The sequence below is a fragment of the Flavobacterium degerlachei genome, assembly GCF_900106645.1.
Lineage (GTDB): Bacteria > Bacteroidota > Bacteroidia > Flavobacteriales > Flavobacteriaceae > Flavobacterium > Flavobacterium degerlachei.
This window is the reverse complement of sequence record NZ_FNMV01000003.1, coordinates 226982-243408: the sequence shown is the minus strand read 5'-3', so window position 1 is coordinate 243408 and position 16427 is coordinate 226982. Positions and strand designations below refer to the sequence as shown.

Annotated in this window: 13 protein-coding genes; 2 read left to right on the top strand and 11 right to left on the bottom strand. The window is 33.4% G+C overall.

The window, feature by feature from the left end; genetic code table 11:
* Nucleotides 1-435: a GNAT family N-acetyltransferase gene (locus BLV91_RS04705; protein WP_091430204.1), complete on the bottom strand. Its 435-nt coding sequence runs from the start codon at nucleotides 433-435 to the stop codon at nucleotides 1-3.
* Complete coding sequence (locus BLV91_RS04700) at nucleotides 416-1888, bottom strand: sodium:solute symporter family protein (protein ID WP_091430202.1); 1473 nt, start codon at nucleotides 1886-1888, stop codon at nucleotides 416-418. Before BLV91_RS04700 ends, BLV91_RS04705 begins: the two co-directional genes overlap by 20 nt.
* 62 nt (nucleotides 1889-1950) lie before the next feature.
* On the opposite strand from BLV91_RS04700, the gene BLV91_RS04695 reads away from it, so the two are divergent.
* Complete coding sequence (locus BLV91_RS04695; RefSeq protein WP_091430200.1) at nucleotides 1951-2136, top strand: hypothetical protein; 186 nt, start codon at nucleotides 1951-1953, stop codon at nucleotides 2134-2136.
* Between the two features lie 133 nt (nucleotides 2137-2269).
* Here BLV91_RS04695 and BLV91_RS04690 read toward each other — a convergent pair whose 3' ends face one another.
* A complete protein-coding gene (locus BLV91_RS04690) occupies nucleotides 2270-3472 on the bottom strand; it encodes an NAD(P)/FAD-dependent oxidoreductase (RefSeq protein WP_091430198.1) in 1203 nt (400 codons plus the stop codon).
* 194 nt (nucleotides 3473-3666) lie between these two features.
* On the opposite strand from BLV91_RS04690, the gene BLV91_RS04685 reads away from it, so the two are divergent.
* Complete coding sequence (locus tag BLV91_RS04685; RefSeq protein ID WP_091430196.1) at nucleotides 3667-5202, top strand: YifB family Mg chelatase-like AAA ATPase; 1536 nt, start codon at nucleotides 3667-3669, stop codon at nucleotides 5200-5202.
* A gap of 125 nt (nucleotides 5203-5327) precedes the next feature.
* Here the strand turns inward: BLV91_RS04685 and BLV91_RS04680 are convergent, their stop codons facing one another.
* The 8 genes from BLV91_RS04680 to BLV91_RS04645 all read right to left on the bottom strand — a co-directional run bounded on the left by BLV91_RS04680 (nucleotide 5328) and on the right by BLV91_RS04645 (nucleotide 16381).
* Nucleotides 5328-5669 (bottom strand): DUF3024 domain-containing protein, encoded by a 342-nt coding sequence (locus tag BLV91_RS04680; RefSeq protein WP_091430195.1) that lies wholly within the window; start codon nucleotides 5667-5669, stop codon nucleotides 5328-5330.
* 350 nt (nucleotides 5670-6019) lie between these two features.
* The gene (locus tag BLV91_RS04675; RefSeq protein ID WP_091430192.1) at nucleotides 6020-7306 is read right to left on the bottom strand and encodes a DEAD/DEAH box helicase; all 1287 of its coding nucleotides are present in this window, start codon (nucleotides 7304-7306) and stop codon (nucleotides 6020-6022) included.
* 414 nt (nucleotides 7307-7720) lie between these two features.
* Nucleotides 7721-8107, bottom strand: coding sequence for a hypothetical protein (locus BLV91_RS04670; protein ID WP_091430189.1), 387 nt, complete (start codon nucleotides 8105-8107; stop codon nucleotides 7721-7723).
* Between the two features lie 234 nt (nucleotides 8108-8341).
* A complete protein-coding gene (gene ypfJ / locus BLV91_RS04665; RefSeq protein WP_091430187.1) occupies nucleotides 8342-9199 on the bottom strand; it encodes a KPN_02809 family neutral zinc metallopeptidase in 858 nt (285 codons plus the stop codon).
* Between the two features lie 85 nt (nucleotides 9200-9284).
* On the bottom strand, nucleotides 9285-12662 hold the full coding sequence (locus BLV91_RS04660) for a PAS domain S-box protein (RefSeq protein ID WP_245709606.1): 3378 nt from the start codon (nucleotides 12660-12662) through the stop codon (nucleotides 9285-9287).
* A gap of 839 nt (nucleotides 12663-13501) precedes the next feature.
* Nucleotides 13502-14293, bottom strand: a complete 792-nt coding sequence (locus BLV91_RS04655; protein ID WP_091430184.1) for a hypothetical protein — start codon at nucleotides 14291-14293, stop codon at nucleotides 13502-13504.
* A 31-nt stretch (nucleotides 14294-14324) separates the two neighbouring features.
* Entirely contained in the window at nucleotides 14325-15062 is a 738-nt protein-coding gene (locus tag BLV91_RS04650; protein ID WP_091430182.1) for a nitroreductase family protein, read from the bottom strand.
* Nucleotides 15053-16381 (bottom strand): aldehyde dehydrogenase, encoded by a 1329-nt coding sequence (locus BLV91_RS04645; RefSeq protein WP_091430180.1) that lies wholly within the window; start codon nucleotides 16379-16381, stop codon nucleotides 15053-15055. Before BLV91_RS04645 ends, BLV91_RS04650 begins: the two co-directional genes overlap by 10 nt.
* Between the last annotated feature and the right edge of the window lie 46 nt (nucleotides 16382-16427).

The following is a 16427-nucleotide window of genomic DNA, read 5'->3' as shown; positions in this document are numbered from 1 at the left end:
CTATTTGATGAGACGCATTTCCAGGTATTTGTTAGTGAAACCTAGCTTTTCATATAGTTTTTTGGCTGGATTATCCGGTTCAACATGAAGTGCAATATTTCCCTCTGCAATTGAGATGGCTTTTTGCATTAATTGTTTTCCAAATCCTTTACCACGTTGGCTATTGTCAACAGCAATATATACCAAAATGTTTTCTGGTATGAAATCTTTCATGTTGGTATTGTTTAAAATGGTAACACCTACAATTTTATTTTCGTCTAAACCAACTACTATATTTCCTCCTTTTTCTGGAGTCATTACATAATCGATACATTTTAGAATGTCTTCGATTTTATCGCCATATTCTTCTAAATGAGTATATAGAAACTGAGCTATTATTTGATTTGTATATGTTTTATCTTCTCCTGAAGCTGCATTAATTATTTTGAATTCCATTTTGTTTTTCTTTTTTGTTATAGTGATAAATCGATATGGTAACGAATAAAATAAACGAAATAGTTATTCCGTAAATATTTGCATCCAAATGTTCGGGTAATTTTATTCCTAAAGGTAATTTATTTTCGCTAATAATTAGGAAAATTGTTGTTCCTCCTCCAAAAAGCATACTCCAAAAAGCAGCAGTGGGATGGCTTTTCTTCCAAAATAAAGCACCAAGTACAGGAATGAATAATCCTGATACCATGAATGCGTAGGAGTAGAGCATGAGCTCCAGCACATTTTGCATTTGTGACGCCAGTAATATGGCAAAAACACCAATCAATAGTGTGACTATTTGAGAAAGGCGAAGTTCTTTTTTATGCGTTAATTCTTTTTTAGAAAACTTGGCAAGAATATCGGTAACAATATTTCCTGAGGCTGCCATTAAACAAGAGTCAGCTGTGGAAAGGATAGCCGAAAAATAGGAGGAAAGCATCAAGCCCATTAATCCAATGGGAAGTATAGTCGCTAATAAAATAGGTAATCCCATTTCACTATCCATAGACGCGGCATCAGTAATTCCTTCAAACATACCATTTGTGGCGGCTACTTTGGCAAGCATTCCCAGTATTACTCCCATGAAAGCCATTATAGGCCATTCGAAAACTCCAGCAATTAGCCATGCTTTTTTCGCTTCTTTTTCGCCTTTACTGGCATAAATTCTTTGGTATAAAGTCATTCCCACAAACCAAATAGGAATGATGGTTATCGACCAATTTAATATTTGGTACCATTTTACATTGGTTAATGATAAATATTCAGGTGCTAATGTTGCTTTGATGACATCATAACCATCTACGGCATTATAAGCAATAGGAATACCGATAAAAACTAATCCTCCAATCAAGATCAACCATTGAATAGTATCAGTATATATAACGGCTTTTAACCCTCCAATTGCTGTATAGATTACTGCTATGGCGCCCATAACAATCAATGCTGTCTGAATATTTAATCCATCAATAGTTGCCGAAGCTAATTTGGCTCCAGCCAAAACCTGCGAACTTGTAAATCCAATATATCCAATAGCAGAAATAATTCCGGCTAACAATGCTACTTTACTATTGTAAAAATGATCAAATATTTGAGGAAAAGTGAAGAATTTATGTTTGTGACCTAAGTGGCTCACCTTTGGAATCAGGTAGACTGCACTTAGCCAAGCACCAAGTAGTCCCGTGAATAACATCCATGAACCAGAGATTCCCATTGTAAAACCAAGACCACCTAAACCAATCGAAAATCCACCACCAACATCAGTAGCGACAACTGATAAACCAATATGCCAACTGCTCATATTCCGTCCGCTTACGTAAAAATCCTCGGCTGTTTTATTTTTATTAAAGAAATAAAGACCAACGCCTAACATGGCAGCCATGTAAACAACGAAGATAATATAATCTATTGTGTGCATATTGTAATCGGATTATTTTGAAGCCTGCGAATGGAATTTTTCCAAATGGCAAAAGGTGCAGCATGCTGCAATTAAATGGTGATTTTAAAGTAGATTTCATGGCTATGAAATCGTTGAAAGGACGCTTGCTAAATGTTAGCGATAATTCATGTTTTGGTCCAAAAAATCAATTAAATCTCGGCAAATATAAGAAAATATATCCAAAAAGGGCTGAAAATGCAAATAACTGGAAAGTGCTTACTTTTTAATAAAATCATTTTTGAGTTTTAAATTGCGTATTTAAATTGGTTTTTGGGGCCTTAAAAACTAAAAATTGAAAGCCCATAATAGAATTTATAATTAAAAAAATCCTTTTGTTTTTTAACCATATTTATGCAATTGTTATCTGTCAAAAGCGAATAAATCAGCATCTGTTGGATTACCTACATATAGATCTTTAATCATCTCAGCAGCAATGACACTAAATGTAATTCCGTTTCCTCCATAACCTAGTGCAAAGTACATATTGGGATGGTCTTTATGTTCGCCTATGAACGGCAAACCATCTTTAGTTTCTCCAAAGGTTCCGCACCAATAAAAATCGATCTCAATTTTACTGTCAGGAAAGAACTTTTTGAAACGTTTTATAATGGCTTCATTTTTTTTCTCCATCAGTTTGTCTCTTCGTTTAGGATCCTGAAAAGGTTCATCAAAACCGCCTACCATAATTCTATTGTCCTCAGTAGTTCTTATATAAATGTAAGGCCGTGCTGTTTCCCAAATCAAACATTTTTCTTGCCAAAATTCATCCTCTTTCATTGGTTTACTAACAATCACATAAGTCGAGTTTAGTTGCATTACTTTCTCTTTCAATAATTTCTCCGACTCAAAACCGGGTGCTGCCACAATTTTTTTTGCTTTAATAGTGTTCTTTTTCTCTGTATGTGCAAGGATATAGCCTTTTTTATTTTCGATTTTCACAATTTCAGTATGACTGTAAACTAATAGTCCAGAGTGCTTTTTATGATAATCCAGAATCTCATTGCAAAGTTTAAAGGTGTCGATTTGTGCTGAGCAATCATTGTATAAAGCTCCTTTTTTGTCAATGTTAAATTTGCTTTTGAGTTGCTTTTGGTTCAACAAAGTAACAGGAAGCTTATGTTTCTTCCTGATTTCATATTCCTTTTCTAAATCTTTGAATCCCGCGGCATTTGAAGCAATATACAAACTGGATCTCCAATTAAAGTGGCCGTCAATTTTAAGTTTTTTTATAATTTTTTCTAAAGTATAAATGGACTCTAAACATTTTTTATACGCTTTAACCGCATTCACTTCACCTACTTTATCTATTAAATCAAATAGATAGGTGTCAATTTCGTATTGTAATTGGGCAGTGCTTGCAGTTGTACTTCCTGTAGATGACATTCTTTTATCAACAATTACACATTTGACTCCTGCATCACATAAAAAGTGCGCTGTTAGGGCACCTGTAATACCTGAGCCGATTATCAAAATTTCAGTTTCAATATTTGTGTCTAATGTCAAGTAATCATCAGTCAGTCCATTTTTTATTAGCCAGAATGGCAATCCAGATTTTAAATCCATAGCTTTTATATTAAAAATTAACAACACTAAAATTAATTTAAAATGATAAGATTGACTTTAATAATAATCTTTTTTTATTACAAGATTATCAGCTGAGTACGTTAATTATGGCGCAGAAATTTTTATCAAATCAGTTGGATTAATTTTTATTTTGGTATGTGAAAATTCATTATTTTTAATAAAAATAATCGCAGATGCTAGTTAAAGTTTTTGGAAGCGCAGTCTTTGGAGTAGAAGCCACAACAATCACGGTAGAAGTGAATATCGATAAGGGAATTGGCTATCACTTAGTGGGTTTGCCAGATAATGCCATAAAGGAAAGTAGCTATCGAATTGCTGCTGCTCTAAAAAATAATGGTTATTCTATGCCTGGAAAAAAGATAACTATTAATATGGCTCCTGCCGATTTAAGGAAAGAAGGTTCAGCCTATGATTTGACTTTAACAATAGGAATACTAGTGGCTTCCCAACAAATTGAGGCTAAAGACATAGATAAATATGTTATAATGGGTGAGCTTTCCCTTGATGGAAGTTTACAACCCATCCGCGGCGCTTTGCCTATTGCAATAAAAGCAAAAGAGGAAGGTTTTAAAGGTTTTTTCCTGCCAAAACAGAATGTGAAAGAAGCAGCTATCGTGGCTGGGTTAGACGTATATGGTGTTGAGAATGTTCAGGAAGTGATTGATTTTCTGGAAGGAAAAGGAAATTTAGAACCAACAACAATAGATACTAGAGCCGAATTTTATAAAGATCTTGATTTTCCTGAGTTTGATTTCAGTGACGTAAAAGGCCAAGAGTCTATAAAGAGATGTATGGAAATTGCAGCAGCAGGGGGACACAATATTATTCTCATAGGTCCTCCCGGTGCTGGAAAAACGATGTTGGCCAAACGTTTACCAAGTATTTTACCTCCTATGACTTTGCGAGAAGCTTTAGAAACAACAAAAATCCATAGCGTTGCCGGTAAGCTGAAGGAAGTTGGTTTAATGAATCAAAGGCCTTTTAGGAGTCCACATCATACTATTTCGAATGTTGCACTTGTTGGCGGTGGAAGTTACCCGCAACCAGGAGAAATTTCTATGGCTCATAACGGAGTTTTATTTCTTGATGAATTACCAGAATTTAAAAGGGATGTTCTCGAAGTGATGCGTCAACCATTAGAAGATAGGGAAGTGACAATATCGAGAGCGAAGTTTACCGTGACTTATCCATCGTCCTTTATGTTAGTTGCGAGTATGAATCCCAGTCCGAGTGGTTTTTTTAATGATCCAGATTCTCCACAAACATCTTCACCACACGAAATGCAACGTTATTTGAGCAAAATTTCTGGACCTTTATTGGATCGAATCGATATTCATATCGAAGTGACTCCAGTTCCTTTCGAAAAATTATCAGATGATCAAAAGGCGGAGAGCAGCGTCGATATAAGAAAAAGAGTGACTGCAGCAAGAGAATTACAATCCGCACGTTTTGAGCATATGGAAAACATACATTATAATGCCCAAATGAATACCAAACACATTAGAGAATATTGTGCTCTTGATGATGTTTCTAAACAATTGTTAAAGACTGCAATGGAACGACTGAATCTTTCGGCTAGGGCCTACGACAGGATATTGAAGGTAGCTAGAACTATCGCTGACCTTGATGCTGCTCCTACAGTAGTTTCGTCCCATATTGCCGAAGCAATTCAGTATCGTAGTTTAGATCGTGATGGTTGGTTGGGGTGATTTAGAGTTAAGTATAAATACACACTATTTTATCATTCCTGAAAATGAGGAATCACATTATTTGCTCACGTAATGGGATTTATTATTGGAATGGGCACGGAAATGCGATGTTAGGTGTTGGCTTATTATCCCCAAAAACAACCATACTCATCTTTCTCAATTAGTCTTATAAAATCGAGTAAGTTTGGAACAATTGGATTTGGTTTATATAAGTGCCATTTCAAATCCGCTCGTTTCCAATAAACTTTCCAGTTATTATCTTTTTTTACGAAAGTAGATTTAACCATGTCGATATGCATTTTAATATTTTCGTCTTGCCAATTTGGTCGAATTTCAAAAATAATTACACTTTGTTTTTCTATTCGATAAGAAATATCAAGTTTTTCCCTAATTTCTTCTGGCGGACGAATGTAGGATAGATAATTTTCAATTTCGTCTATTTCTACATTGTCAATTGTACTTTTCATATGATATTCAAATTTACCAATGTTGCATTATTTTTTGAGTTCTGCTCGGTCTCACGGTGCTTGCACCTAACTTACATATAATCAATATTCTATAGCCACTATAGCGTAGCGAATTAGTATCAAATATATAAATAATATTTTTATTACAAATTAACTTAGTGTTTTAGAATTGTGAGATCTATCTATAAAATGTTATTATTGAAAATTAAGCGCTCTAAATAGCCCCGATAGAAACGAAAATCCCTGTGTGGGCTAGTGTTTAGCCCTCACAAGGATTGTAGTGTATAGCGGGAGAAGACGTCTAAAAAAACGAAGTCATTCTGCTCCTAAAAAAAAGGAAATTTAATTTCTTAGTTGGAACGTCTATCAGTATTTTGACTAGGACGTCTTGGACCAAAGCTATTACTGCTACTTCGGCTTGTGTTTTCCGCTTTTGGTTTTCTAGGAGTTGAATTGCGTTGTTGTCTACCTTGACCTTGTTTAATTGGTTCGGTTGAAGCTTTCGGGTCTGGTTCAAAACCTTGTATGTTTTCTTTTGGTAATTTCATACCAATCAATTTCTCGATATCACGTAAGAAAACGGTTTCGTCTGGACTGAATAAAGAAATCGCTTCTCCATTTGCCCCAGCTCTTCCCGTTCTACCTATACGGTGTACATAATCTTCAGGAATATTAGGTAATTCAAAGTTCACAACATGTGGTAATAATGGAATATCTAAACCACGAGCCGCAATATCTGTAGCAACTAAAGCAGTTAGGCTTCCGTTTTTAAAGCCAGCTAAAGCTTTGGTACGTGCGCCCTGTCCTTTGTTACCGTGAATCGCTGCTGCTTGAATACCAGAACTAATCATCGCTTCAGTCAGTTTATTTGCACCTTGTTTGGTACGTGTAAAGACTAAAATCTGTTTCCAGTTTCCCTCAGTAATCAATTTGATAATTAATTCTGTTTTTTTCTCTTTTGCAACAGGATACACTTTTTGAGTAATGGCGTCTACTGTAGTATTTTCGGGTGTAGCTTCAACCTGAACTGGTTTATGCAAAATTCCCATTGCCAATTTCTTTATATCTTTTGAAAAGGTTGCTGAAAACATCAAGTTTTGCCTTTTTACAGGTAATACTTTCATTATACGTTCAATATCTCTCAAAAAACCCATGTCTAACATACGGTCTGCTTCATCCAAGACTAGGATTTCAACTTTAGAAAGTGTGATTAAACCTTGATTTTGTAAATCGATTAATCGACCAGGAGTGGCTACTAAAATATCGACACCTTGTCGTAGTTGTGCCACCTGTGGTTTTTGGTTTACACCTCCAAAAATAACGGCAGAGCGTAAATCTAAAAATTCACTGTATTCTTTTATGTTAGCCAATATTTGAGCTGCTAACTCTCTTGTAGGTGTTAGTATTAAGGCACGAATAGGTCTGTGACTTAAGTCCTTTCCTTGCGATAATATTTGTAATATTGGTAGTGTGAAACCTGCTGTTTTTCCTGTTCCTGTTTGTGCAGATGCCAATACATCTTTACCTTCTAAAATTGGTGGAATTGCTTTTTGTTGTATAGGTGAAGGAGTTGTATATCCTTTTTTGCTGATGGCTTTTAATAAAGCATCAGATAAGCCTAATGAGTTAAATGACATAAATTATATTTATGAAGTAAACGCTATTATTTAGCTTACTTCCTTAAGCTGGCAAAGATACTGCTAATTTTTCCGATCTGCTTTTGATTGTTTGACTTTGTTTTAGTATAAAGTAGTATTTCGTTTTAATCCTAGACAAAAGAAGTAGGGGAGATGGTGGTAAGGAAAATTTAAAACTAAAAATAAAAGGACACTTCATATTAGCTAAATGAAAATTTCAAGAATAGTATCTTATATTTTTTTTTGGATTTTATTAGAGTTGTAATAGCTGGTACTTTTGGAATCTGTATGTTAGTAGGTTTATAATATGATATTTAGTAATCCACTGTTACAGTATCTCTTTGTCAAATCGTTAAATATAGCTCCAATCGAAGTTTGATTTGAGTTGGTTGAATTAGATGTTAATTTAAAGTGTTATAAATCTTTTCCGAAGTACTCTTTTATAAAATCATGTTGTTGGTTAACATTCATTTTATCTGCATCTTTTATTTCTACTTTTAATTTCAAAAAGCGCTCATCTTCACTTAAGAAGTCAAAAAAATCTAATTTTGCTTCAGTAGGGCCAAAAAGTACTATTTCGTTATATTTGAGTATAGCCTTTCCAATTTTACTGAAATGTTTATTTAAGATAGTTGCTTTAGAACTACTTAGTGATTCGTTTTCGTTTAAATGACTTGATTTTTTTCCTCCTGCTACGAACTCAGATACAATCGTTTGAATTTCAAAAGGTTTTGTAGTAAATTCTATTAGGAAGGCAATTGAATCATCCATCCATATACCTATTTGATTTGGCTTTTTCATTTTGTTTACTAATTTATTTCGTGTAAAGTTATCGATATAAAGAAGTGTCATTATTTTTATAAGTCTAGTGGTATATTGATATCGTCGGTTGTCCCAAAAGTGTCGAGGAATGGTTTTTAAATAATCTTGTATGTCCCTTTAAATATGATTTTATAGCATTGTAGGAGAGGTGTATAAACAAAAAAAATCGGGAGTGAGTCCCGATTTTTTTTGTTTGAATTGAATTACAATTTATTATATTTCGTCAAAAGTGTTTCCTTGTTCGATGTCTCCAGTTTTATAGCCTTTCATAAACCAGTATTTTCTTTGCTCAGATGTTCCATGAGTAAAGGATTCAGGAACGATATGCCCCTGCATTTTTGACTGTATGGCATCATCCCCTACAGCATGTGCAGCACTCAAAGCTTCATCAATGTCACCATCCTCTAATATATTATTCATTTTTTGATTGTAATGGGTCCAAACACCAGCATAAAAATCAGCCTGCAACTCTAATGCTACCGATAATTTATTGGCTTCAGCCTTACTTTTACCTTGTTGCATTTGGCGCATTTTATTAGATGTTCCTAGTAAGGTTTGAACATGATGTCCTATTTCGTGCGCAATTACGTAAGCAGTGGCAAAATCACCACCTTGAGCTCCGAAACGAGTTTTTAATTCTTCAAAAAAGGCTAAATCCATATATACCTTTTGATCAGCTGGACAATAGAAAGGTCCGGAATCTGAGGTTGCGTTACCACATTCAGTTTCAACTCCACCAGTAAATAAGACTAAATTTGGTTTTTTATAATTGAGGTTATTTTCATTGAAAATTTTAGTCCACACATCCTCATTATCAACTAATATAGCATTTATGAAATCTTGTTCTTCTAGTTCTTTTGATGTTAGGTCTCTCTGTTCTGTTGGTGCAGACTGTTTTCCTTGAGTTTGTTCTAAGATATTACCCACCATTTGACCATTTTCACCTCCAAAAACATTTAATAATAAGATCACAATCCCGATGATTCCACCACCTACTATTGTTTTCCCACCAGAGGACATTCCTCTTCTGTCTTCTAAATTATCGCTTTTCCGTCTGCCTTGCCATTTCATAATAGTATTGTTTAATTGATTGTTAAGTTATAATGGATTTCCAAATTTAATTAAATAATTAAGACACTCGGTTTTCTTTAATAAATTAAGTGATCCATTTAATTAGAGTCTCTTCGATAATTCCCTTTGCAATAGGTTTTGAAATATAATCATTCATTCCTACTTTGATGCATTTTTCTTTTTCTTCCTTTTCTGTTCCGGCAGTTACCGCTATTATGGGAATGTCTTTCCCTAGTTTAAGTTTCCGTATTGCAGTCACAGCCTCATATCCATTCATCACGGGCATTTGAATATCCATAAAAATAATATCAGGATTCAAAGTTTCAAAATTCAATATAGCTTCCTGGCCATTATGGATTTCAAAAATGATTGCCTGTGGAAGTATGTTTTTTATTATAGTCTTTAGTAATAACATGTTGATTTTGTTGTCTTCAGCAAGCATTACTTTTAAATTTTTAAATTTGGCATCAGTCTTTAGAAATATATCATTACTCACATAATCAGGACTAGATAGCAATGGCTGTACTTCTGAAGGGGTATTTGTACTTTTTAAATCTACGTCGAAATAAAATGAACTTCCAACACCAATTTCGCTTTTAAGATTTAAATGGCTTCCCATAAGCCCCAACAGTTTGTTCGAGATTGTCAGACCGAGACCTGTACCTCCAAACTTCTTGGTAGTTGAGCTATCTTCTTGTGAAAAAGCTTTAAAGATTTTCTCCTTATTTTTTTCCATAATACCAATACCCGAATCAACTACAGCAAAGCGGATTCTATTAGTAGAATTATCAATTTCTTCTATAAGTGTAACCTCTAATCGCACAAATCCCTTTTCAGTAAACTTTACGGCATTTGCTAAAAGATTAATTAAAATTTGCTTTAATCGTACAATATCTACCCAAAAATACTTTGGAATATCTGATGCTATGTTAAGCTCTAGAGCTAATTTTTTTTGATTGGATTCATAAAAAATTAAATCTATAATCTGATCTAATAATTCTTTGACATTGTATTTTTCTATATATAAATCAAGTTTTCCGGCTTCAATTTTCGAGAAATCAAGGATGTCATTTACAATTCCTAATAATGAATTGGCAGATTGATTGACGGTAATCATATGCTTTTGCTGAATTTCACCCAGCTCCGTTTTCATCAATAGATCAGTAAAACCAATAATACCATTAAGCGGTGTTCTGATTTCATGGCTCATATTAGCTAAAAATTCAGACTTTGCTTTATTTGCGGCCTCAGCATAATCGCGTCCTTGAATTGCTTTTTCGGCCTCCTTTCTTTTGGTGATATCTAGCATGATACCTTCAATATAAATTATTTTACCGTTTTTAATGACGGCATCACCAAATTCTTCAACCCATACAATTTCATCATTTCGATTAATGATGCGGTACGTTAAATGGAAAGGTTCAAACTTTGATAAGCTTTCCGTAGATTCACGAATAGTCATTTCAACATCCTCAGGATGAATTAAATCCGTATAAATCATCCTCTTTTCTAGAAAATCAGCTTTCTTATATCCCGTTAGTTTTTCAATTTCGTCATTGAGATATAGTTTTGTATGGTCTTTATCATTTTCTGATAAGTAGACTGTCCCAGGTATATTGTTGGCTAATAATCTAAATTTTTCTTCGCTTTCAAAAATGGCTGTTTCATTAGAGATACTTTCAATAGATGAAGCAATATTTCGTGCTAAAGTTTGTAGAATTTTAATTTCATCTTCTGACCAAATTCTTTCTTTATCTGTATTGTCAAAACCTAGGAAACCATGAAATTTATTTTTTATAAAAACAGGGAAAAGGATGAGTGAAATTACATCTACATTCAGTAATTTGTTTTTTAAGGAAATATTCTTAATTTTCGGGACCGAAGCTTGATAAATTTTATTGTCTAATAACGGTAATATGAGTTCCTCAAAATATTCATATGGTAAGTTTTGAAGCTTTGGATTATTTTCAGTTAAAGTGGTATTGTCAAAAATCCAACGGTACTTTTGACTGATTGATTTCTCATCTGGATTATTTTTGTAATAGTAGGCGCGATGTGATTTTGTCGCATTTCCCATGATAACCAGAACTTCAGTAAAAATGGCATCAATATCTTTACTATTTAAGAATTTTTCAGTGCATAAAGCCATTGCTGACAATAATTCACTCTTATAAGCTAACGTTTTTTCAGTTTTTAATCTCATTTTAGACTCAATTGCCATAGCAAGCAAGTCTGATACCGAGCGGGCAAAATTGATATCTTCGTGATTCCAAGGTTTAATCTTATCGGTTGTTTCAATACAAATTAATCCTTTAAGTTTTCCATTTATGATTACAGGGGTGTCTAATAGGGAATAAATTTTATTTAGTGGTGCATAATCAATACACAGCTCTTTTGTTGCCGCTGCGGCATATATGTCTGAAGCTACAATTTGATTTTTTTCTTGAACATTTGCAAAATAGTGCGGGTATTGCTCTTTGGTCAATACAAGTCCGCTTTCATAGTTGTCACTATTTAATTGGTATAAATTAATACATTTTAGTTCTTCAGGAAAATTCTGCCAATAACTGGCTCGACTGGCACCTATTGTTATGGCTGTAATTTCTAATATATTTTTTAAAATAGTTTCAAAATCTGCATTTTTAGAGTAGCTTTTCACAGTTAAAACTCTTAATGCTTCGTTGTATTTGATGATTTTTTCTTGTCGTTCTGTTCTTTCTTTTTCAATATTTTTTACAAAAGTAATGTCTCTTGCAATAACGGAATAACCAGATATCTCTCCTTCCTCATCTCTGTTGACAGATACTTTTTGTGAGATCCACATCTCCTCACCATTTTTCTTGATAATTGGAAACTCCAGCATGGGGTAACTATTTATCTCTACGGTAGGGTTTGAATAAAAATTAAATACGTTTTCAGAATAAATGTCACTTATTAAATCACGAAATTTTATTTCTTTAAACTCTTCTAAGTTGTAGCCCATCAGCTTTTCAGAGTTCTTGTTTATTAGTATAAATTGACCGTATTTGTCTAATTCAAAAATAATATCTGTCGCAGACTCTACAAGATTCTCATATCTTTTTTGAGTCTTAATTTCGTTCGTGACATCTTGACCAATACCAATTATTAAATCATCTGAAAATCGTTTATCATTCCATTGTATGTGCTTAAACTCTCCGTTCTTACATTTTAGTTTTCGTGTAAATGTTCTTTCGGCAATGGTATTATTATGAAATTCTTCACCTATAAATTCTGGATCTTCTGTTACTTTCCAAAAACCAAGACCCATAACCTCTTCTACAGTGTATCCTAATATGGTTTCTATTGTTTCACTGCAAAATTGAACTTCTCCTTTTCTATTAGTAGCCATAACAAGAGAGTTTCCGTTATTGACAATCTGATTAGAGAACTTGAATTTGTCTTTAATATTTAAAGATGTTACATGATTAACATAGTTTATCATAAACACTAAAATGGAAAAATTTAATAAGATGATTACAGTTTTGATGGGTAGCATCTCAAAAAAGTAAATGGTTGCAATAAATAAAAATACAAATGTGGTAAAATACCAATACAGTTTTATGGGTTTTAGTATTGTAAATGCAAAGAAAAAAGCGACTACAAAAGATATGACAGGGATAAGGTCTAAGGAGTGAAGAAGAATACTCTTACAAATTAATAGAAAATATAGGATGTAGATAGTGATGAAAATTTGTTTTATATATTTAAAAACAATTGCCTTTTTTGTACTAATGAAATAGATTATTAATAATATTACTCCAATGGTTAGGTTTGAGGATAAAAGACTTTTAGGTCTTACAAAAAAAAGCTCGAGGTTAATTTCTGTTATTGGGTTTAATATTCCTAAAAACAATAAATAAGTTTGGTATTCCTTTTTTCTTATGTACTCTTCATTGTTAGCTTCTATAAATTTATTTGATAATCTGGATTTAATTTTGAAAAAATTGAAAACTAACAAACCGTAGCAAATTATTAAAATAGGTATTAGCAACCACTTTAGGTTATTTTCCTGTATTATCGCCAAGTCTATTGCAAATAAAAAATTCGTTTTAAATGGAAAAGATCTCCAGAAAACGGAAAATAAATTTGTAATGAATGAAAAAATAGGGGAATAACAAAAAACCATAAAACTGTTTTTAATGTAATTTTTAGAAATATAAAGAAAAAAATCTATAAAAAAACCCAATTTAATAATTATTAGATTGGGAATTAATATTGTGACAAACAAGTTTCAACTAGAGTTTGTGGACTCTTGGAATTACTTCTTTTATATATATGAAATTAGTATTGTGAATTTTCGACTTTTTGAAATTCATTTTCTTTGTCAAAGCCAACAATTTCACTGTATAAAGCATAATACATAGAATACATAAAAGGAATCGTAAAGAAGATTCCAATACAGCAACCTATGAATCCTACCATAGATGCCATCCCAGCAACAAATACAAGTCCCAAAATAACCAATGGCTGTTTTAAAATAATAGTAAAGCTTGAACTGATAGCATCGACAGCTTTTAGGTCAGCAAAAATAATTAGGGGAATTGTCAATAAGGTAAAAAATGATACTGCAAGATTAATTAATGAACCAAGTAGTACTACTCCAGCGTAATCTAAGGCTAGCATTAAACCAGACGTAACACTAGAAATAAGTAGTACGGCAATAAAAAGTTCCTTAAAATAAGGTGCTTTGTAATATTCAAAAATGCTCGAAACATGGAATTCCTCATCCCTTTCTGCGCAATAAGCCATTTTTATCAAGCCTGCTAGTAAAGGACTTATTAAGCAGGAAAATAAAATTTCAAATCCCGTATAGATTAATTTAAAACTTTCAGTAGCCATTTGAGTTTCTAAACTTTCCGGATTGGCCATTGTTTTCAATGCGGCTATTCCAATGAATGCAATAGTAAATGTGGCAATAAGAGCGAAAATGATAAAGAAGAATACCAATATCATGGAACCTGCATAAAGGGCTATTTTTTTGTAATTTTCGAATGCAAGATTGAAGACACTGGCGAAATCCAATTGATACCCATTGGCTTTAATTTCTTCAATTCTGTTTTTTTGTAAATTCATTTTTTCTTGGTTATAATTGGTTGATTAGGGTTTAAAGCTTAAAATAAACTTCTTCTAATGGTACTCTAAAACGTTCTCCATAAATTCCTGTTTCCTCTCTGACTCCGCAAGCTATGATCATGTTTATTTCGGCAGAATTAGGAATCCCTATTATCTTTTTCACTCTCAAAGAGTCAAAACCTTCCATTGGGCAAGTATCATAATTGATTGCAGCCATACTGATCATGAAATTTTGTGCAGCAAGTGCCGCACTTTTTTGTGCCACAATACGCATGTCACTTCGTCTTGCTTCACGGTAAATGGGTTTGAATATCCCAATCGCTTGAAAAGTAATGTATTTTAATGCTCCCAGTATTCCTATAAAATCAAAGTATAGGGTTGGAACTATTTTTTGATAATAATTCAGTGCAAATTTTTCTCTTTTGGAATATTCAGAATGGGGTTTGTCTCCATATTGTGATTTTAAAAAATCAATATTAGACTGTACTCTTTTCTTCCATAAATCTTTTCTGGCCACTACAACGACCATTTGCTGTGCTGTTTTTGCGGCACTTTGGCTAAAGCTAGCTTCGCTAAGTTGCGACAATACATCCGTTGAAGTAACATGATAAAACTCCCAAAGTTGCATATTACTGCTAGTAGGAGCAAGGGAAGCTAAATGAATACATTCCTTTACCTTTTCGTCATCAAGTGGTTCTTTTTTAAAAACACGTACAGAGCGTCGGTAATGAATGGCAGCGCTAACTGATTTTTCAGGGGTTACATCCATTTCAACAATTTTTTTATAGTTGCTAATTTATTATTATAGGGTGCATATCGCATTGTCAAATCTAGCCAATTTGCTTTTTTAACGATTCCTTTTTTATGAGAAAAAATGTCAAAACTCAAACTACCGTGATAAGCTCCAATTCCGCTATGACCTACGCCACCAAAAGGCAATCTTTTGTTAGAGAAATGAACTACAGTGTCATTAATACATCCACCGCCAAAGGAATAGGTCTGGATTATTTTTTTAGCAAATGAATTATTAGTAGTGAAAACGTAAAGTGAAAGCGGCTTTTCATATTTGGAAATAATAACATGGATATCAGCTTCGCTTTCGTAAGAAAGTATAGGTAATAATGGTCCAAATATTTCATCCTTCATGATGAGACTATCAAGGTTCGTTTCCTCAATCAATGTGGGCGCTATGTAACAAGTTTCGGCATCAGTCTGTCCCCCAAAAACAACTTTTTCAGGTTCTATCATGCTCGCTAGGCGACTCCAGTTTTTGCTATTTACAATTCTTGCAAAATCACCAGATTCTTTTGGATTAGATCCATAAGCGGCCGTTATTTCGTCTTTTAAGTATCCCACAAATTTGTTTTTTATATCTTTTTGTACCAAGATATAATCAGGAGCTATACAGGTTTGTCCTGCATTAATAAATTTCCCCCAAACAATTCTTTTAGCTGCAATCTTTAAATTGGCAGTTTCATCAACTATACAAGGGTTTTTTCCACCAAGTTCCAGTGTAATTGGAGTCAGGCTTACAGCTGCGGCTTTTGCAACAATTTTGCCAACAGGCACACTTCCTGTAAAGAAAATATAGTCCCAGCGTTGCGAAAGTAAATCTTGGGAAACTTCTACGCCACCCTCAACAACTTGTACATGATTGACATGAAAGGTTTTTGAAATGATTTTAGCAAGTACTGCTGACGTTTTAGGCGTTAATTCAGAGGGTTTAAGAACCACTTGATTTCCCGCTGCCACTGCAGATACTAAAGGACAAAGAGCTAATTGGTACGGATAGTTCCAGGGCGCAATTACTAATACTTTGCCGTAAGGTTCTTTGTAAATATAATCTGTCGAAGGGAAATTAAGAATCGATGGAAAGACTTTTCTTGGCTTTGCCCAACTGTGTATATTTTTAATGGTATCTTTTAATTCCGAAATAACATAACTGGTTTCAGTTAAAACGGCTTCAAATTCAGGCTTTTTGAAATCATCATATAATGCCTGAATTATTTCCTTTTCGTGAATAATTACGTTGTTTAGAAGCTTTATTAAAGTTTCTTTTCGGTAGTCTATATTTGTTTTGTAATTCATTTTAAAATTAGCTCTTTAATTATATTGCAAGTTAATTTTTAAATTT